Origin of the sequence: Streptomyces sp. NRRL S-455 (assembly GCF_000717875.1) — a bacterium.
Lineage (GTDB): Bacteria > Actinomycetota > Actinomycetes > Streptomycetales > Streptomycetaceae > Streptomyces.
The window spans coordinates 15,852-34,324 of record NZ_JOCT01000024.1; the positions used below are offsets into that span (position 1 = coordinate 15,852).

15 protein-coding genes are annotated in these 18,473 nt (G+C 71.7%); 9 read left to right on the forward strand and 6 right to left on the reverse strand.

Translation table 11 applies throughout. From position 1 onward, the window contains the following. Nucleotides 1-24: 24 nt before the first annotated feature. Complete coding sequence (locus tag IE97_RS0128480) at nucleotides 25-513, reverse strand: PaaI family thioesterase (RefSeq protein ID WP_030246577.1); 489 nt, start codon at nucleotides 511-513, stop codon at nucleotides 25-27. A gap of 56 nt (nucleotides 514-569) precedes the next feature. Then, nucleotides 570-2,849 (reverse strand): FdhF/YdeP family oxidoreductase, encoded by a 2,280-nt coding sequence (locus tag IE97_RS0128485; protein WP_030246580.1) that lies wholly within the window; start codon nucleotides 2,847-2,849, stop codon nucleotides 570-572. A gap of 180 nt (nucleotides 2,850-3,029) precedes the next feature. On the opposite strand from IE97_RS0128485, the gene polA reads away from it, so the two are divergent. Then, nucleotides 3,030-5,756 (forward strand): DNA polymerase I, encoded by a 2,727-nt coding sequence (polA, locus tag IE97_RS0128490; protein WP_030246582.1) that lies wholly within the window; start codon nucleotides 3,030-3,032, stop codon nucleotides 5,754-5,756. A 164-nt stretch (nucleotides 5,757-5,920) separates the two neighbouring features. After that, a complete protein-coding gene (locus IE97_RS0128495) occupies nucleotides 5,921-6,439 on the forward strand; it encodes a hypothetical protein (protein WP_158708352.1) in 519 nt (172 codons plus the stop codon). On the opposite strand, the gene IE97_RS0128500 is transcribed toward IE97_RS0128495, so the two are convergent. Continuing rightward, the gene (locus IE97_RS0128500) at nucleotides 6,357-7,214 is read right to left on the reverse strand and encodes a DUF4184 family protein (RefSeq protein ID WP_030246585.1); all 858 of its coding nucleotides are present in this window, start codon (nucleotides 7,212-7,214) and stop codon (nucleotides 6,357-6,359) included. The two genes, IE97_RS0128495 and IE97_RS0128500, sit on opposite strands and share 83 nt — an antisense overlap. 365 nt (nucleotides 7,215-7,579) lie before the next feature. Here IE97_RS0128500 and IE97_RS0128505 point away from each other — a divergent pair, with 365 nt between their 5' ends. The 3 genes from IE97_RS0128505 to IE97_RS0128515 all read left to right on the forward strand — a co-directional run bounded on the left by IE97_RS0128505 (nucleotide 7,580) and on the right by IE97_RS0128515 (nucleotide 10,643). Then, on the forward strand, nucleotides 7,580-9,349 hold the full coding sequence (locus IE97_RS0128505; RefSeq protein WP_030246587.1) for a lytic transglycosylase domain-containing protein: 1,770 nt from the start codon (nucleotides 7,580-7,582) through the stop codon (nucleotides 9,347-9,349). Between the two features lie 141 nt (nucleotides 9,350-9,490). Beyond that, complete coding sequence (locus IE97_RS41680) at nucleotides 9,491-9,625, forward strand: SPW_0924 family protein (RefSeq protein ID WP_106975450.1); 135 nt, start codon at nucleotides 9,491-9,493, stop codon at nucleotides 9,623-9,625. A 25-nt stretch (nucleotides 9,626-9,650) separates the two neighbouring features. Then, a complete protein-coding gene (locus IE97_RS0128515) occupies nucleotides 9,651-10,643 on the forward strand; it encodes a DUF3068 domain-containing protein (RefSeq protein WP_030246591.1) in 993 nt (330 codons plus the stop codon). Here IE97_RS0128515 and hrpB read toward each other — a convergent pair. Together hrpB and IE97_RS0128525 are read right to left on the reverse strand one after the other, a co-directional pair. Then, nucleotides 10,633-13,173, reverse strand: a complete 2,541-nt coding sequence (hrpB, locus tag IE97_RS0128520) for an ATP-dependent helicase HrpB (RefSeq protein ID WP_030246593.1) — start codon at nucleotides 13,171-13,173, stop codon at nucleotides 10,633-10,635. The genes IE97_RS0128515 and hrpB overlap by 11 nt on opposite strands. A gap of 4 nt (nucleotides 13,174-13,177) precedes the next feature. Next, a complete protein-coding gene (locus IE97_RS0128525; protein WP_106975451.1) occupies nucleotides 13,178-13,990 on the reverse strand; it encodes a class I SAM-dependent methyltransferase in 813 nt (270 codons plus the stop codon). Between the two features lie 362 nt (nucleotides 13,991-14,352). Here IE97_RS0128525 and rpsA point away from each other — a divergent pair, with 362 nt between their 5' ends. The 4 genes from rpsA to IE97_RS0128545 all read left to right on the forward strand — a co-directional run bounded on the left by rpsA (nucleotide 14,353) and on the right by IE97_RS0128545 (nucleotide 18,117). Continuing rightward, a complete protein-coding gene (rpsA, locus tag IE97_RS0128530) occupies nucleotides 14,353-15,852 on the forward strand; it encodes a 30S ribosomal protein S1 (RefSeq protein WP_030246602.1) in 1,500 nt (499 codons plus the stop codon). A 151-nt stretch (nucleotides 15,853-16,003) separates the two neighbouring features. Beyond that, nucleotides 16,004-16,942: a PAC2 family protein gene (locus IE97_RS0128535; RefSeq protein ID WP_030246605.1), complete on the forward strand. Its 939-nt coding sequence runs from the start codon at nucleotides 16,004-16,006 to the stop codon at nucleotides 16,940-16,942. Between the two features lie 123 nt (nucleotides 16,943-17,065). Then, complete coding sequence (gene coaE, locus IE97_RS0128540; RefSeq protein WP_030246606.1) at nucleotides 17,066-17,686, forward strand: dephospho-CoA kinase; 621 nt, start codon at nucleotides 17,066-17,068, stop codon at nucleotides 17,684-17,686. A gap of 50 nt (nucleotides 17,687-17,736) precedes the next feature. Then, nucleotides 17,737-18,117 (forward strand): tetratricopeptide repeat protein, encoded by a 381-nt coding sequence (locus IE97_RS0128545; protein ID WP_030246609.1) that lies wholly within the window; start codon nucleotides 17,737-17,739, stop codon nucleotides 18,115-18,117. A gap of 72 nt (nucleotides 18,118-18,189) precedes the next feature. Here the strand turns inward: IE97_RS0128545 and IE97_RS0128550 are convergent, their stop codons facing one another. After that, nucleotides 18,190-18,453, reverse strand: coding sequence for a DUF6343 family protein (locus tag IE97_RS0128550; protein ID WP_030246614.1), 264 nt, complete (start codon nucleotides 18,451-18,453; stop codon nucleotides 18,190-18,192). Nucleotides 18,454-18,473: the final 20 nt, after the last annotated feature.

The window sequence follows — 18,473 nt, forward strand, 5'->3', positions numbered from 1 at the left end:
TCTCCAGGGTTTTCCCTACGTCGGTCAGCTCGCGGAGCGGATGAGTTCCTCGTCGCCCGGCTGCACGTCACGCAGCAGACAGGTCAGCCTCGCGGTGCACACCCTCTTGTCGTTCTCGTCCGTGATGATGATCTCGTACGTGGCGGTCGAGCGGCCCCGGTGTACGGGTGTGGCGACACCGGTGACGAGGCCGGAGCGCGCCCCGCGGTGGTGGGTGCAGTTCAGGTCGACGCCCACGGCGATCTTGGAGCTGCCGCCGTGCAGCATCGACCCGACCGAGCCGAGCGTCTCGGCCAGCACCGCGGAGGCCCCGCCGTGCAGCAGTCCGTAGGGCTGGGTGTTGCCCTCGACCGGCATCGTCCCGACAACCCGGTCCGCCGAGGCCTCGACGATCTGGACGCCCATCCGGGTGCCGAGGTGGCCCGCGGAGAACAGGGCCAGGAGGTCCACGCCGAGCGCTGCGTACTCGTCGATGACCTCTTGCGGGAACTTCACATGCTGCTGCTCACCCATGGGGCCCTGCTCCGTTCGTCCTCGTCGCTCGGCTGCGTCACTGGCTGAGCAAACGCTCAGTCGGTTGTCGATTGTTCCAGACGCACCACGACGGACTTGCTGGCCGGGGTGTTACTGGTGTCCGCGGTGGCGTCCAGCGGCACCAGCACGTTGGTCTCCGGGTAGTACGCGGCGGCACAGCCCCGGGCCGTCGGGTAGTGCACGACCCGGAAGCCGGGCGCCCTGCGCTCCACGCCGTCCTTCCACTCGCTGACCAGGTCGACGTAACCGCCGTCCGCCAGCTTCAGGGCCCGCGCGTCCTCGGGGTTGACCAGCACCACCCGGCGGCCGTTCCGGATGCCCCGGTAACGGTCGTCGAGGCCGTAGATCGTGGTGTTGTACTGGTCGTGCGAGCGCAGCGTCTGCAGCAGCAGGCGGCCCTCGGGCAGCTCCGGGTACTCCACGGGCGCGGCGGTGAAGTTGGCCTTGCCGGTGGCCGTCGGGAAGCGGCGCTCGTCGCGCGGGGCGTGGGGGAGCGCGAAGCCGCCTGGGCGGGCCGCTCGCGCGTTGAAGTCCTCGAAGCCGGGGATCACGCGGGCGATCCGGTCCCGGACCGTCGCGTAGTCCTTCTCGAACTCCTCCCAGGGCGTGGCGCTGTCCTCGCCCAGCACGCGGCGGGCGAGGCGGCAGACGATGGCCGGCTCGGACAGCAGGTGCCGGCTCGCGGGCTCCAGCCGGCCCCGGGAGGCGTGCACCATGCCCATCGAGTCCTCGACCGTCACGAACTGCTCGCCGCCGCCCCGCACATCGCGCTCGGTCCGGCCGAGGGTGGGGAGGATCAGGGCACGCGCGCCCGTGACCACGTGCGAGCGGTTCAGCTTCGTCGACACGTGCACGGTCAGCCGGGCGCGGCGCATGGCCGCCTCGGTGACCTCCGTGTCGGGGGACGCGGAGACGAAGTTGCCGCCCATGGCGAAGAAGACCTTGGCCTCGCCGTCGCGCAGGGCGCGGATGGCCCGTACGACGTCGTAACCGTGCTCGCGCGGTGGGGCGAAGCCGAACTCCTTCTCCAGGGCGTCCAGGAACGCTGGGGCGGGGCGTTCGACGATGCCCATCGTGCGGTCGCCCTGCACGTTCGAGTGGCCGCGCACCGGGCACACGCCCGCGCCCGGGCGGCCGATGTTGCCGCGCAGGAGCAGGAAGTTGACCACTTCCCTGATCGTGGGCACGGAGTGCTTGTGCTGGGTGAGGCCCATCGCCCAGCAGACGATGGTGCGCCGGGAGGCGAGGACCATGCGGAGGGCCTTCTCGATGTCCTCCTGGGACAGGCCGGTCGCCCTCAGCGTCTCGTCCCAGTCGGCGGCCCGGGCGGCCTCGGCGAACTCCTCGTAACCGTGGGTGTGTTCCCGCACGAACGCCTCGTCGACCGCGCCCTCCGTCTCGAGGATCAGCTTGTTGAGGAGCCGGAAGAGGGCTTGGTCGCCGCCGATGCGGATCTGCAGGAACAGGTCGGTCAGGGCGACGCCCTTGAGCATGCCCCGCGGGGTCTGCGGGTTCTTGAAACGCTCCATGCCCGCTTCGGGCAGCGGGTTGACGCTGATGATGTTCGCGCCGGCCGCCTTGGCCTTCTCCAGGGCGGAGAGCATGCGCGGGTGGTTCGTGCCCGGGTTCTGGCCGGCGACGATGATCAGATCGGCCTTGTACAGGTCTTCCAGCAGGACGCTGCCCTTGCCGATGCCGATCGTCTCCGACAGGGCGGAGCCGGACGACTCGTGGCACATGTTCGAGCAGTCGGGCAGGTTGTTCGTACCCAGCTCGCGGGCGAAGAGCTGGTAGAGGAACGCGGCCTCGTTGCTGGTGCGGCCGGAGGTGTAGAAGACGGCCTCGTCCGGGGAGCCGAGGGCGGTGATCTCCTCGGCGACGATGTCGAAGGCGCGCTCCCACGTGACCGGCTCGTAGTGGGTGCCCCCGTCCGGCAGGTACATGGGGTGGGTGAGGCGCCCCTGCTGTCCCAGCCAGTAGCCGCTGCGCCCGGCCAGTTCGGCGACCGGGTGCGCGGCGAAGAACTCGGGTGTGACCCGGCGCAGGGTGGCTTCCTCGGCGACAGCCTTCGCGCCGTTCTCGCAGAACTCGGCCTTGTGCCGGTGTTCCGCCTCGGGCCAGGCGCAGCCCGGGCAGTCGAAGCCGTTCTTCTGGTTCACGCTCAGCAGCGTCAGCGCGGTGCGCTTCACACCCATCTGCTGCCTCGCGATACGCAGCGTGTGCCCGATCGCGGGGATCCCCGCTGCGGCGTGCTGCGGCTCTGCGACCTGGGGCGCATCCTGAACCGGATCACTCTTGGGCGGCTTCGACGCCATCGCACGCTCCCCTTCGACTGCGCAGTGAGGTCTGTGTCCGATCCTCGCACGGGGCGGTGACATCGTGGGCGGGGCGGGTGCGGACGCGCGTGGGTCCCACCACCCGCCCCGGCCCGGCTCACCCAGGGGCGGCCCCGGGGGCGGAGTGGAGTGTCAGTGGGGCGTGGCAGGATCGGGTACGTGGCAGAGACAGCATCGAAGACGACCGACACGACCTCCGGCGGCAGCCGTCCGCGACTGATGCTCATGGACGGGCACTCGCTGGCCTACCGCGCGTTCTTCGCGCTGCCCGCGGAGAACTTCACCACCGCGACGGGCCAGCCGACGAACGCGATCTACGGCTTCGCGTCGATGCTGGCCAACACGCTGCGCGACGAGGCGCCCACGCACTTCGCGGTCGCCTTCGACGTCTCCCGCAAGACCTGGCGGTCGCAGGAGTTCACGGAGTACAAGGCGAACCGCTCCAAGACCCCGGACGAGTTCAAGGGCCAGGTCGAGCTGATCTGCGAGCTCCTCGACGCGATGGGCGCGGCCCGTTTCGCGGTCGACGGCTTCGAGGCGGACGACGTCATCGCCACCCTCGCCACCCAGGCCGAGGCCGAGGGCTTCGAGGTGCTGATCGTCACCGGCGACCGGGACTCGTTCCAGCTGGTCAGCGAGCACACCACGGTGCTGTATCCGACCAAGGGCGTCTCCGAGCTGACCCGCTTCACCCCGGAGAAGGTGTTCGAGAAGTACGGGCTGACGCCCGCCCAGTACCCCGACTTCGCGGCCCTGCGCGGCGACCCCTCCGACAACCTGCCCGGCATCCCCGGCGTCGGGGAGAAGACGGCCGCGAAGTGGATCAACCAGTTCGGCTCCTTCGCGGAGCTCGTCGAGCGGGTGGAGGAGGTCAAGGGCAAGGCCGGCCAGAATCTCCGCGACCACCTGGAGGCGGTCAAGCTCAACCGCCGGCTCACCGAGCTGGAGCGCCAGGTGGAGCTGCCCAAGGGAGTCGCCGACCTGGAGCGGGCCGCTTACGACCGCAAGGCCGTCGCGACGGTCCTGGACACCCTGGAGATCCGCAACCCCTCCCTGCGCGAGCGGCTCTTCGCCGTCGACCCGGGCGCCGAGGAAGCCGAGACGACGCCGATCAGCGCGGAGGGCGTGCAGCTGGACGGCACGGTGCTCGGCACCGGCGAGCTGACCGCCTGGCTCACCGAGCACGGCACCCAGCCCCTGGGGGTCGCCACGGTCGACACCTGGGCGCTCGGCACCGGCTCGGTCGCCGAGGTCGCCCTCGCCGCCCCCGGTGGACCGGCCGCCTGGTTCGACCCCTCCCAGCTGGACGAAGCCGACGAGACGGCGTTCGCGGCCTGGCTCGCCGACGCCGCCCGGCCCAAGATCCTGCACAACGCCAAGGGCGCCATGCGCGTCTTCGCCGAGCACGGCTGGAGCGTCGAGGGCGTCACCATGGACACCGCTCTCGCCGCCTACCTGGTCAAGCCGGGCCGACGCTCCTTCGACCTGGACGCGCTCTCCCTGGAGTACCTGCACCGCGAGCTGGCCCCCGCCGCCGCGGCCGACGGCCAGCTCGCCTTCGGCGCGGACGACGCCGCCGAGGCCGAGGCCCTGATGATCCAGGCCCGCACCGTCCTCGACCTGGGCGAGGCCTTCGAGAGCCGCCTGGAGGAGGTGGGCGCCGCCGACCTGCTGCGCGACATGGAGCTGCCCACGTCCGCGCTGCTCGCCCGCATGGAGAGGCATGGCATCGCGGCCGACCGGCCCCACCTGGAGGCCATGGAGCAGATGTTCGCCGGCGCCGTCCAGCAGGCGGTGAAGGAAGCCCACGCCGCGGCCGGGCACGAGTTCAACCTGGGCTCGCCCAAGCAGCTCCAGGAGGTCCTCTTCGGCGAGCTGGCCCTGCCCAAGACCAAGCGGACCAAGACCGGCTACACCACGGACGCCGACGCGCTCGCCTGGCTCGCCGGCCAGACGGACAACGAGCTTCCGGTGATCATGCTCCGCCACCGCGAGCAGGCCAAGCTCCGCGTCACCGTCGAGGGCCTGATCAAGACGATCGCCGCGGACGGTCGTATCCACACCACGTTCAACCAGACCGTCGCCGCCACCGGTCGGCTGTCCTCGACCGACCCGAACCTCCAGAACATCCCGGTACGCACCGACGAGGGCCGGGCGATCCGCCGCGGCTTCGTCGTGGGCGAGGGCTTCGAGTCCCTCATGACGGCCGACTACAGCCAGATCGAGCTGCGCGTGATGGCGCACCTCTCCGAGGACGAGGGCCTGATCGAGGCCTTCACCTCCGGCGAGGACCTGCACACCACGGCCGCCTCCCAGGTCTTCGCGGTCGAGCCGTCCGCGGTGGACGCCGAGATGCGCCGCAAGATCAAGGCCATGTCGTACGGCCTGGCCTACGGACTGTCCGCCTTCGGCCTCTCCCAGCAGCTGAACATCGAGGCGGCGGAGGCCCGCGCCCTGATGGACGCCTACTTCGAGCGGTTCGGCGGCGTACGGGACTATCTGCGCCGTGCGGTCGACGAGGCCCGGGCCACGGGTTACACGGCGACGCTCTTCGGACGCCGCCGCTACCTGCCCGACCTCAACAGCGACAACCGGCAGCGCCGCGAGGCCGCCGAGCGGATGGCCCTCAACGCGCCCATCCAGGGCACGGCGGCCGACATCGTCAAGATCGCCATGCTCAAGGTGGACAGCGCGCTGAAGGAGGCCGGGCTGACCTCCCGCATGCTGCTCCAGGTCCACGACGAAATCGTGCTGGAGGTCGCCCCCGGGGAGCGCCCGGCCGCCGAGGAACTCGTCCGCCGCGAGATGGCGAACGCCGTCCAGCTCCGCGTCCCCCTGGGTGTCTCGGTGGGCGCGGGACCGGACTGGGAGTCGGCGGCCCACTAGTCCGACCGGGCTGCCCGCAGCAGTCCCGCAGCAGCGGGTGGCGGGGTGCCCCCGGCCGAGCGCGGAGCCGGGGGCACCCCGCCCCTCCCACACCCGTGGACACCATCACCCGCGTGGCCCCCGAGAAAGCGCCCCCACCCACGACCGTCGCGAAGATGCGGGGCATGGGTATACGCACGTTCCTCCGCCGCATGCCACCAGGCGTGGCACGGCCGCCGGTCCCGGTCTTCGCGGCCGCCGCGAGCACGGTCCGTGTCCCCGTCACACCGACCACGACCCTGCGCCGCACCACGGCGGACCTCCGCCGGCGCCTGGCCCTCGGACGACGGCCGGCCGGTCCCACCGGCACCGGTCACGAGTCCGCCGCCGGTCCCACCGCCGTCACCGGCCCACTGGCCCTGCCCGCGGTCACGGACCCCACGGACGCCACGGGCACTCCCGCCCCGCACGCACGCGACGGCACCCCGCACACCCCTGGCAGGAGCCCCCGCCCCTGGGCCGGCCGGGCCCGTGGCTACCTGGCACTCGTCCTCGTCCTGCGGCCACGGCCCCGCTCGGCGGACACCGTCACGGTGCTCATCGTGAGGACGCCCGGCCCCCTCAGCGAACGACCGCGCGGCTCGGCTCCGCGTCGCCGGCGGGTCCAGGACCGTCCGGGACCGGCACCGGACGCCATGCCCTGACCCCGAGGGCGTACAGCAGCAGCGCCGGGACCAGCCCCGCACCCGCGCCGAAGCACACCGTCGGAATGATCTCCCACGGCTTCGCGACCGAACCCCAGTAGGCCCACCACCGCGACGCCCGCTGCACCGCCCCCAGCAGCGCGAAACCGCCGATCACCGCACCGGCCGCACACCGGTCCCGCGCCGACAGCACGGGAATGCCCACCGGCTCGCGCACACCCATCCGCCGCAGCCCGAGCGCCACGAACACGGCGATCACGATCGCCGCCAGCGCCGAACCGCCGTACTGCAGATACCAGTACAGCGGCGAGCCCGCCACCTCCCGGCCCAGCACCGGAAACAACCGCATCCCCCACCGGTCGAGATGGGTGAACGCGTCCCACACGACATGGGTCAGCGCGCCCAGCGCCGCGGACACGTACCACCGCACCACCAGGGACGGCCGCAACCGCGCGCGTGCCGCCCCGCACCGCAGCAGGGCCGCCACCCGTCCCTGCCGGGCCCGCGGCAGCAGCGCCACCAGCGGCTCGCGCACCAGCAGCCACAGTCCCACCAGTGCCCAGGCGACGAGCACGTCGACCGTGAACACCCCCGGCAACGAGTGCGTGACGTCACCGAACTCCATCGCCCCCGACACCGCACTCGCCGCGTAGTAGGTCATGTCGGGCGCGAAGGAGCCCGCCACGAGCACGGCGGGCACCAGCGGGCCCCGGCCGCCGCCGTCGGTGCGTACGGCGGGCAGCACGGCTGCCGCATGGCTCAGTGTGAACGGCAACTCGGCTCCTGGTGACGGTCGTTGACCATGAGGGAACGGAGATCTCAGTATGCGGGATCCCGAACACCGACCGCCCGCCACGCCGGCCACATGACCAACTGGTGAAAATCGGGCACGAACGGGTGCCCGGGCAAAGGAAGTTGTCGTAGGGTCGCCAGGGTCACCGTGCCGGGGGCGGAATCCTGCCGACCGGAGGGCAACCACTCGGCCCGGTCGATCGTCACAACAGAGCGAACGCAACAGCGGAACGCGTACGCAAGACAAGAGCACGAACGCAACACAACAGCACGAACGCACGAACGCAGCACGTCAGCGCGCGACAGACGGAGACGGGCGCCCGGGCGTCCACGGGAGGGGTTCACTCTATGGCGGCGCAATTCGGCAGGAGGCTGCGCAAGGGGGCGGCAACCACCGCCGTGGCCGCGGTAGCGGTCGCGGGCCTGTCCGCCTCCCAGGCTCCGGGCGTGAACGACCACGGCAGACAGTCCGCCGCGGACGCCGTACCCTCACCCGACGCGAGTCCCTCCGGCGGCGGCGCCACCGGCAACTCGCCGTACTACACGGACCTGCCGCCCCTCAACAGCCCCAACCCGTCGCCGAGCGCCGGAACCGGCCCCGTCACCCCCGGCACGCCCGAAGCGGGCATCCCCGCCACCGTCCTCGACGCCTACAAGAAGGCCGAGACCGCCCTGCGCGACGCCAAGCCCGGCTGCAACCTGCCCTGGCAACTCCTCGCGGCCATCGGCCGGGTGGAGTCCGGCCAGGCCCGCGGCGGCCGGGTCCGCGCCGACGGCACGACCATCTCGCCGATCCTCGGTCCGCAGCTCGACGGCAACGGCTTCGCGCTCATCAAGGACACCGACAACGGCGCGTACGACGGCAACAGTGCCTATGACCAGGCCGTCGGGCCCATGCAGTTCATCCCGTCCACGTGGGCATGGGCGGGCCGCGACGGCAACGACGACGGCAAGAAGGACCCCAACAACATCTACGACGCCGCGCTCGCCGCCGGCCACTACCTCTGCCGCAACAACTGGGACCTGTCCGACCAGGCCGACCTCGACCGCGCGATCCTCAGCTACAACCAGTCGCGGGAGTACCTGAACCTCGTCATGAGGTGGCTGGAGTACTACCGCAAGGGCACGCACGAGATCCCCGACGGCACCGGCACGCTGCCCGGCAACCGCAGCGACGGCGGGGCCGGGGCGAGCGGCAGGCCCACCACGCCCTCCACGCCGACCACGCCCTCCACGCCGAGCACGCCGAACAGGCCGGCCCCGGAAGGCCCGAAACCCAAGCCGAGCCCCAGGCCCGAGAAGCCCGGCGGGGGCGGCACCACGACCCCGAAGCCGCCCACCGACCCCGGCGGCACCCCGAGCGCCCCGCCCTCGACGCCTCCCCCCACCCCCACGGACACGGTGCACCACCTGGAGGACGCCGGGACCGCGAAGCTCACCGCGATGGCCGGCGACACGTTCGGCCAGCGGATCAGCACCCGCGCCGAGACCAAGGCCGGCAAGGCCGTCGGCAAGGTCAGGATCCGCTTCAGCATCGTCGGCGACACGGACACCACCTTCACCGGCGGCGAGAGCGTGGCGACCATCGCCACCAACAGCTCCGGTGTGGCCGTCGCGCCGGCCCTGCAGGCGGGGGAGAAGACGGGCGACGTCACCGTCCGCGCCACCGTCGTGGGCCGTGTGCTCCCGGGCCTCGACTACACGGCCACCGTCACCGAACGAGCCGCCGACAAGCTCGCCCGCACCGGTGACACCGCGCTGACCTGCACCCCGGGCGGCGAGTTCGCGAACCAGGTCGAGGTGAAGGCCACCTACCAGGGCGCCGTCGCGGACGGCGTCGCGGCCACCGCCACGCTGATCAAGTCGGCGGACGACCCCGTCGCCAACGACAAGGGCCCCTATTTCAAGGACGCCGACGGCAAGACCGTACGCACCCTGACGGGCCTCAAGACGGACGCCAACGGCCTGCTGCGGCTGCCGAAGCTGTACGCGGACGACACGACCGGCACGTTCCTGTTGCGCGTCACCACCGCGGGCGGAGCGACCCTCACCGTCGAACTGACCGTGGCGGCGGCCGAGACGTCCTCGCCCAGCCCGTCGGCCAGCCCGAGCGCGTAGCACCCGAGCGGCACCGGCGACGCCCCTCCTCATCAGGGAGGGGCGTTCGTTGTGTGTGCAACGTGTTCTCATCTCGGCCGCCCGTTGCTACCGTGCCAGAAAGCTGACGATGTATCAGCTCAAGCCGTGGGGAGGCCCCGTATGCGCGCACTCGTAGCCGCCGCCACCGGTCTCGCCGTCGCCTTCGCCGTGGTCCTGACGCTCACCGCCCTCGGCACACCCTCGGGCGGCACGTCCCCGAAGCCGCTGCTGACGACGGTGCCCGCACACCCCTGACCGCCCGCCCGGGAGGGAGACCGAGATGCGCCGCAAGGCCGGCCTGGTCCTGCTCGCCCTCGCCGTGTTCTTCGCGGCACTGTCCCCACTGCTGCGCTGGTACGCCTTCCCGCGCCTGGCCAAGGTCCCGGCCAACCACTACCAGGACATGGTCCTGGAGGCGGAGAACGCCACCCTCCTCGACTACGGCACGATGCGGGCGAAGAAGGTCCCCAAGGTCACCATCGTGCAGACCCTCAAGGGCGACGTCGAAGCCTCGGAGCGGATCGAGGAGTCGGCCGGCCGGGACGTGGTCGTCTGGGACGGCCTCTCCTACGTCGTCGGCCCCGACGGCAAGATGGTGTCCAAGATCCCCGAGCGCTACATCTTCGACGCCCACACCCAGGAACCCGTCCACGCCACCGGCGAGATGGTCGACGGCGACCCGGTGCGCCGCGAGGGCATCGAGTTCAAATGGCCGTTCCTCACGGAGAAGCGGAACTACGAGTACTTCGACGCCCAGGCCCGCGTCACCGCCCCCATCCACTACAAGGGCACCCGGAACTTCCGAGGCCTGGAGGTCTACTACTTCGAGCAGACCATCCCCTGGACCAAGGTGAGGATCCCCAAGACCCTCCCCGTCGAGGGCCTCACCCCCGAGTCGGTCGCCGAGACCGGCACGACCCGCTGGTACACCACGGTCCGCAAGTTCTGGGTCGAACCCCTCACCGGCGCCCCCGTCTACGGCGAGGAGCTCCACCGGGAGGAACTGCGCGGCGGCGCCCTCCTCGGCGACCGCGCCAAGGTGACCGCGTTCGCCGGGCACGTGAAGATGCGCGAGGACTACATCACGCACACCGTCGACCTGGTGAAGTCCCAGCGCCTGCTCATCCTGCTGATGACGTCCTGGCTGCCCTGGGGCTCCCTCACCCTCGGCGTGCTCCTGCTGGCCCTCGCCCTGTACCTGGAGGCCCGAAGCCGCCGCCCCTCCGGCCCGGCTCCCGCCTCCACCGAGGAGCCGTCGCCGGTCAGCGCCTGAGCCGCGCGTTGGTGTGCCGGGTCGGCTCGGCACCGGCCGGGTCCTCGGGCCACGGGTGCTTCGGATACCGCCCGCGCAGCTCAGCCCGTACGCCCTGGTAGCCGTCCCTCCAGAAGGAGGCGAGGTCGGCCGTGACGGCGGCCGGCCGCCCGGCCGGCGAGAGCAGATGGACGAGCAGCGGCACACCGGCGACCCGGGGCGACTCCTGGAGCCCGAACATCTCCTGCAACTTCACCGCGAGCACCGGCTGCTCGGGCCGTGCGTAGTCGATCCGGATCCTCGACCCGCTCGGCACGGTGATCCGCTCCGGGGCGAGCTCGTCGAGCCGCCCGGCCTCCCCGGACGCCCAGGGCAGCAGCCGCGCGAGCGCCTCCCCGGCATCGATCCGCGCCAGATCCGCCCGCCGCCGTGCCCGGCTCAGCTCGGGCTCCAGCCACTCCTCCACGCGCGCGTGCAGCGCGTCGTCGGACACATCGGGCCAGGGCTCCCCGAGGTGCAGCCGCAGGAACGCGAGCCGCTGCCGCAGGACACCGGCCTCCGCCGGCCATCGCAGCAGCCCCCACCCCTCCCGGCGCAGCCCCTCCAGCAGCGCGTCGCGCACGAGCCCGGGATCCGGGTCCGTCAGCGACCGCACCGCCAGCTCCACGGCGCCCAGCCGCTCCACCCGACGCGCCACGACGTCCCCACCGTCCCAGCGCACCTCGGCCCGCTCCTCCAGCAGCGCCCCCGCGGCGAGCCGGGCCGCGTCCTCGTCGACGACGGCCCCGAGCTGCACGCGCGCGTGGCCCTTCCCGACGGGCCGGTCGGCCACCGCGACGGCGATCCAGTCCGCCCCCCGCAGCCCACCGCCCGCACCGGCCTCGGCGCGCGTCCCGGACACCATGAGGTACGACCCGCCGTCTGCCCTGGCGACGCGCTCGGGGAAGGCGAGAGCGGCGACCAGCCCGGCTCGCTGATCCTCCGAGAGGTTCCCCCACCTGTCGGTCTCAGCCTCTGAAGGCCACTCACAGGCGGGTGGGCGGGAAAACTCCGCACCCACGGACCGCAGTCGCCGCACCTCACTCCGCCACCGCGAGGCGTAGGCGTCACCCCCGCGCCGGGCACGCCGCAACGCACCAGCCAGATCATCGCCGTATTCCCGGGGCGCCTCCTCGCTCAACAGTGCGACGACCTCCGCCGCCACCTCAGCCCCCACGAACGGCACCGCATCCACCAACGCCCGCCCCAACCGGGGATGCACCCCTGTCCGGCCCAGCAGCACTCCGCGCTCCGTGGCCCGCCCGGCGGAGTCGACCGCCCCCACCGCCGCCAGAACACCCCGTGCCGCCGCCATGGCCCCACCCGGCGGCGCATCCAGCAGCGCCAGCCCCGACGCCTCCGGATCTCCCCAGCACGCCACCTGCAACGCGAACGCCGTCAGATCGGCCACCTTGATCTCCGGCGACGGAAAACGCGGCAGACGCGCGTCCTCGGCCTCCGCCCAGCACCGGTACACCGCTCCCGGCGCCTCCCGCCCGGCCCGCCCCGCCCGCTGCCGCCCGGCCGCCTGCGACGCCCGCACCGTCGTCAGCGCACTCAGCCCGCGCGCGTGGTCGACCCGCGGCTCACGCGCGAGACCCGAGTCCACGACGACCCGCACCCCCGGCACCGTGAGCGACGACTCCGCGACGGACGTGGCCAGCACCACCCGCCGCCGCTCCCCGGGCATCAGCACCGCGTCCTGCACGGCGGCCGGCGCCCGCCCGTGCACCTGCAGCACGTCCACATCACCGAGCCCCCCGAGCTGCCCCGCGACCCGGGCGATCTCCCCGACGCCCGGCAGGAAACACAGCACGTCCCCGTCCCGCTCGGCCAGCGCCCGCCGCACCACCGACGCCACATGCGACAGCAGCACCGGATCGACCCGCATCCCGTGCGGCGGCCGTACCGGACGCACCGGCGGCGCCCACACGACCTCCACCGGATGCGAGGCACCCCGCGCCTCCACCACCGGCGCACCGCCCAGCAGCCGCGCCCACCCCTGCGCGTCGGTCGTCGCCGACGCGGCCACCAGCCGCAGCTCCGGCCGCAGGGTCTCCCGGACGTCCCACAGGAACGCCGCCACCGTGTCCGCGTCCAGATGCCGCTCATGGCACTCGTCGAGCACCACCACGTCCACGCCGGCCAGCTCCTGGTCGCGCTGCAGCCGCTGGAGCAGCACACCGGTCGTCACGACCTCCACACGCGTGTGCCGCGCGACGACCCGTTCCCCGCGCACGGTGTACCCGACGCTCTCGCCGGCCTTCTCGCCCAGCAGCCACGCCATCCGCCGTGCCGCCGCCCGGGCCGCGATCCGGCGCGGCTCGGCCACGACCACCCGCCGCCGGGGCCCGTCCCCGATCAGCCCCGCCAGCGCCAGGGGCACCAAGGTGGTCTTGCCGGTGCCGGGCGGCGCGACGAGCACCGCGGTGCCGTGCGTGTCCAGCGCGTCGGTCAGACCGGGCAGGGCACCGCGTACGGGCAGAGCGTCCAGGGCGTCGTAACGGATCACGCACTCAGTCTCGTACGCACACGAAGATCGCCGTCCCCGGGATCAGATTCCCGCGCAGCGGCGACCAGCCGCCCCACTCGGACGTGTTCCAGGCCGGCCACTCCGGCTCCACCAGGTCGACCAGCCGGAGGCCCGACGCCACGACGTCCCGTACGCGATCGCCGAGCGTGCGGTGGTGCTCCACGTAGACCGCGCGGCCCTGCTCGTCCTGCTCGACGTAGGGCGTGCGGTCGAAATACGACGACGCCACCGTCAGCCCCTCCGGCCCCGGCTCGTCCGGGAAGGCCCAGCGGATCGGGTGGGTCACGGAGAAGACGAGCCGGCCGCCGGGCCGCAGCACCCGGCGCACCTCTCGCAGGACCAGCCGGGGATCGGCCACGAAGGGCAGCGCCCCGTAAGCCGAGCAGGCCAGGTCGAACGAGCCGTCGGCGAAGGGCAGCGCACCGGCGTCGGCGCACACCAGGGGGAACGATCCGCCGATGCGCAGCGCGTGCTGCAGCTGCCGGTGCGAGATGTCCAGGGCGACCGGACGCGCCCCCTGGACGGCCAGCCAGCGCGAGCACTGGGCGGCGCCGGCGCCGAGCTCCAGGACGTCCTTGCCCTTCAGTTCCTCCGGTGGGCCGAGCAGCTCGGCCTCCACCTCGTCCAGGCCCTCGGGGCCCCAGACGAAGCGGTCGTCGCCGAGGAAGGTGCCGTGCTCGATCTGGTACTCGTCCGCGTTGCGGTCCCACCAGCCACGGTTGGCACGGGAGCTCTCCGTGACCCCGGCGGCACGCCGGGTGGCCTCGGGTTCGGACGCTTCGTGCTCTTGGATGATCGGCTCCCTGGTCGTACTCTTCCGTTCAGCCGGTCCCGAAGGGGGCGCGAAGGGGGCGCCGCACGCCCCGCGTGGCCTCGAACGACACGACTTGTGCCGGGTATGCGGCGTTCCGCCCCGCGTGGGCGGCTTCGCGCATTGACCCTGCCCGGCTGCCCCCGTATGCTACAAGTTGCGCTGCGGGCCTGCGCACCTCAGACGTAGCAGGCTGCGCTCGCATCTGTATGTATGTCCCCTCGGTTGTCGAGGCGCCACCATTTCCGTGTGGCGCTTCCTTGGCTGTCCGGCTTCTGCAGAGCGAAACGGGCTCCCGGCGTAGCAGTACCTACGACTTCAATGTCCGTACCGGAGCCCTTTCCCACATGACGAGCAGCACCGAGACCACCGCCACCACCCCGCAGGTAGCGGTCAACGACATCGGTAACGAGGAAGCCTTCCTCGCCGCGATCGACGAGACGATCAAGTACTTCAACGACGGCGACATCGTCGACGGCGTCATCGTGAAGGTCGACCGGGACGAGGTCCTGCTCGACATCGGTTACAAGACCGAAGGTGTGATCCCGAGCCGCGAGCTCTCGATCAAGCACGACGTCGACCCGAACGAGGTCGTCGCCGTCGGTGACGAGATCGAGGCCCTTGTTCTCCAGAAGGAGGACAAGGAAGGCCGCCTGATCCTCTCGAAGAAGCGCGCCCAGTACGAGCGTGCCTGGGGCACCATCGAGAAGATCAAGGAAGAGGACGGGATCGTCACCGGTACCGTCATCGAGGTCGTCAAGGGTGGTCTCATCCTCGACATCGGCCTCCGTGGCTTCCTCCCGGCCTCCCTGGTCGAGATGCGCCGCGTCCGCGACCTCCAGCCCTACGTGGGCAAGGAGCTCGAGGCGAAGATCATCGAGCTGGACAAGAACCGCAACAACGTGGTCCTGTCCCGCCGTGCCTGGCTGGAGCAGACCCAGTCCGAGGTCCGCCAGACGTTCCTCACGACCCTCCAGAAGGGTCAGGTCCGTTCCGGCGTCGTCTCCTCGATCGTCAACTTCGGTGCCTTCGTGGACCTGGGTGGCGTCGACGGTCTGGTCCACGTCTCCGAGCTGTCCTGGAAGCACATCGACCACCCGTCCGAGGTCGTCGAGGTCGGCCAGGAGGTCACCGTCGAGGTCCTCGACGTCGACATGGACCGCGAGCGTGTCTCCCTGTCGCTGAAGGCGACCCAGGAAGACCCGTGGCAGCAGTTCGCCCGCACCCACCAGATCGGCCAGGTCGTGCCCGGCAAGGTCACGAAGCTGGTTCCGTTCGGTGCGTTCGTCCGCGTGGACGAGGGCATCGAGGGTCTGGTCCACATCTCCGAGCTGGCCGAGCGCCACGTGGAGATCCCGGAGCAGGTCGTCCAGGTCAACGACGAGATCTTCGTCAAGGTCATCGACATCGACCTCGAGCGCCGTCGCATCAGCCTCTCGCTGAAGCAGGCCAACGAGTCCTTCGGTGCCGACCCGTCGGCGGTCGAGTTCGACCCGACCCTGTACGGCATGGCCGCGTCCTACGACGACCAGGGCAACTACATCTACCCCGAGGGCTTCGACCCCGAGACCAACGACTGGCTCGAGGGTTACGAGAAGCAGCGCGAGGAGTGGGAGCGCCAGTACGCCGAGGCGCAGCAGCGCTTCGAGCAGCACCAGGCGCAGGTCATCAAGTCCCGCGAGGCCGACGCCCAGGCCGAGGCCGAGGGTGCCGGCTCCGCCGGTGCGGCTCCGGCCGCGTCCGGTGGCGGTTCGTACTCCTCCGAGGGCCCGGACAACTCCGGCGCGCTGGCCTCGGACGAGGCGCTGGCCGCGCTTCGCGAGAAGCTGGCCGGCGGCCAGAGCTGACGCCCGCTGAGCAGTAGCTCCTGACCGAGGGGCCGTACCTTACGAGGTGCGGCCCCTCGGCGCTGTCCGGAGATCATGTATCTCTCCCTCGGGGGAATGCCCGTACCCGTAAGGGCGTTGTGCTGTACGGACACGAGGAGGAGCGGTCACTGTGCTTGATCCGCAGGGTTTGTACGCATGGGAGCCGAAGGGGCTCGCCGTGGTCGACATGGCGCTGGCCCAGGAGTCGGCCGGTCTTGTCATGCTCTACCACTTCGACGGATACATCGACGCGGGGGAGACGGGCGACCAGGTCGTCGACCGGGTGCTCGACTCGCTGCCCCACCAGGTCGTCGCCCGCTTCGACCACGACCGGCTCGTGGACTACCGGGCCCGCCGCCCGCTGCTGACGTTCAAGCGCGACCGCTGGAGCGACTACGAGGACCCCGCCATCGAGGTGCGGCTGGTGCAGGACGCCACCGGAGCGCCGTTCCTGCTGCTGTCCGGTCCCGAGCCGGACGTGGAGTGGGAGCGTTTCGCCGCGGCCGTGACACAGATCGTCGAGCGGCTCGGCGTCCGCCTGTCGGTCAACTTCCACGGCATCCCCATGGGCGTCCCGCACACCCGGCCCGTCGGCCTCACCCCGCACGGCAACCGCACCGACCTCGTCCCGGGCCACCGCAGCCCGTTCGAGGAGGCCCAGGTGCCCGGCAGCGCCGAGTCCCTCATCGAGTACCGCCTGCTCCAGGCGGGGCACGACGTCCTGGGTGTGGCCGCCCACGTCCCGCACTACATCGCCCGCTCCCCCTACCCGGACGCGGCCCTCACGGTCCTGGAGGCCATCACGGCGGCGACCGGCCTGGTCCTGCCCGGGATCGCGCACGCCCTGCGCTCGGACGCCCACCGCACCCAGACGGAGATCGACCGGCAGATCCGCGAGGGCGACGAGGACCTCACGGCGCTCATCGAGGGCCTCGAGCACCAGTACGACGCGGTCGCGGGCGCCGAAACCCGCGGCAACATGCTCGCCGAGCCGGCGGACATCCCGTCGGCGGACGAGATCGGCAAGGAGTTCGAGAAGTTCCTGGCGGAGCGGGAAGGCGACAACTGACCCGGGCGACGCGCCCCGAAAGGGGCGCGGGGAACTGCGCGACCAGCCCGAGACGACTCGCACCCGAAGACGACCCGCACCACCCCGAACCGCCTCCCCAGCGGAGCGTCTAGGCTGCGGCTCATGCTGAAGGTGGGCCTGACCGGCGGTATCGGCGCCGGCAAGAGTGAGGTGTCACGGCTGCTCGTGGAGTGCGGTGCCGTGCTGATCGACGCGGACCGCATCGCACGGGAGGTCGTCGCACCCGGAACGCCGGGGCTCGCCGCGGTCGTGGAGGCCTTCGGCGAGGAGGTGCTCGCCGCCGACGGCAGCCTGGACCGGCCGAAGCTCGGCTCCATCGTCTTCGCCGACGCGGCGAAACTCGCCACCCTCAACGCGATCGTGCACCCCCTGGTGGGCGCCCGCTCCCGCGAGCTCGAAGAGGCCGCCGCCGAGGACGCGGTCGTCGTCCACGACGTCCCGCTCCTCACGGAGAACGGCCTGGCACCGCTGTACGACGTCGTGATCGTCGTGGACGCGAGCCCCGAGACCCAGCTCGACCGGCTCGTACGGCTGCGCGGCATGACCGAGGAGGACGCCCGCGCGAGGATGGCCGCCCAGGCGACACGGGAACAGCGCCGGGAGATCGCGGACGTCGTCATCGACAACGACGTGCCGCTGGAGCACCTGGAGCGCCGTGTGAAGGACGTCTGGGCCGAGCTGCAGCGCAGGTCACAGGTGTCCCGGCGGTCCCCTCAGGAATAGCGGCCCCAGGCGAGAGCGTTGATTCCGTCCTATGAGGGAAGGATTCTGCCGTGCCCGAGACCAGCGGTTGGAACGGACGTACCCCGGAGACGGACGTCATTGACTTCCGTGCTGCCGAGCAACTGCTCGCGGCGCGCGACCCGCGGGGCGCGGTGAAGCTGCTCGACGAGGTCATCGCCGCGCATCCCGAGAACACCGCCGCGCGGTTGCTGCGCGCGCGGGCCTTCTTCGCGGCGGCGCAGCTGAGGTCGGCCGAACTCGAGTTCTCCCTCGTCCTCGAGCGGGAGCCGGACAACGCGTTCGCCCACTTCGCGCTGGCCCGCACGTACGAGCGGCAGAGCCGCCCCGAGCGAGCCCAGCGGCATTTCCGTCTGGCCGCCGCACTGGACCCGAACCCGGAATTCCTGAAGGCGGCACGCTTCGGCTCATGAGCCCGTCGCTGCGGCTTCGGCGGCCCGTCCGCTCCGGCAGTCCGCTCCAGGGCCTGTCGTTCGGATCAGGCCCTAGGGGCGGTCGACCGGCGGCCGGTAGGGCGGGATGCCGGGGCCGGGCTGGAAGTGCGGGCCCTGGCGGATGCGCCTGAGGACGACGGCGAGGTCGATCGTGACGACGACCAGCAGCACGCCGCAGGCGATGGCCCAGCCGGCCCGCCCGACGACCGCGAACGCGACCGTCCCGAAGAGCGCCCAGGCCAGGCCCCACACGCTCAGCCAGAGCCGTGCCCGCAGGGCACTGCGCGCAGTCCTCGGTTCACTGCCTGTACGCATCGTGATCTCCGCTCCTGATT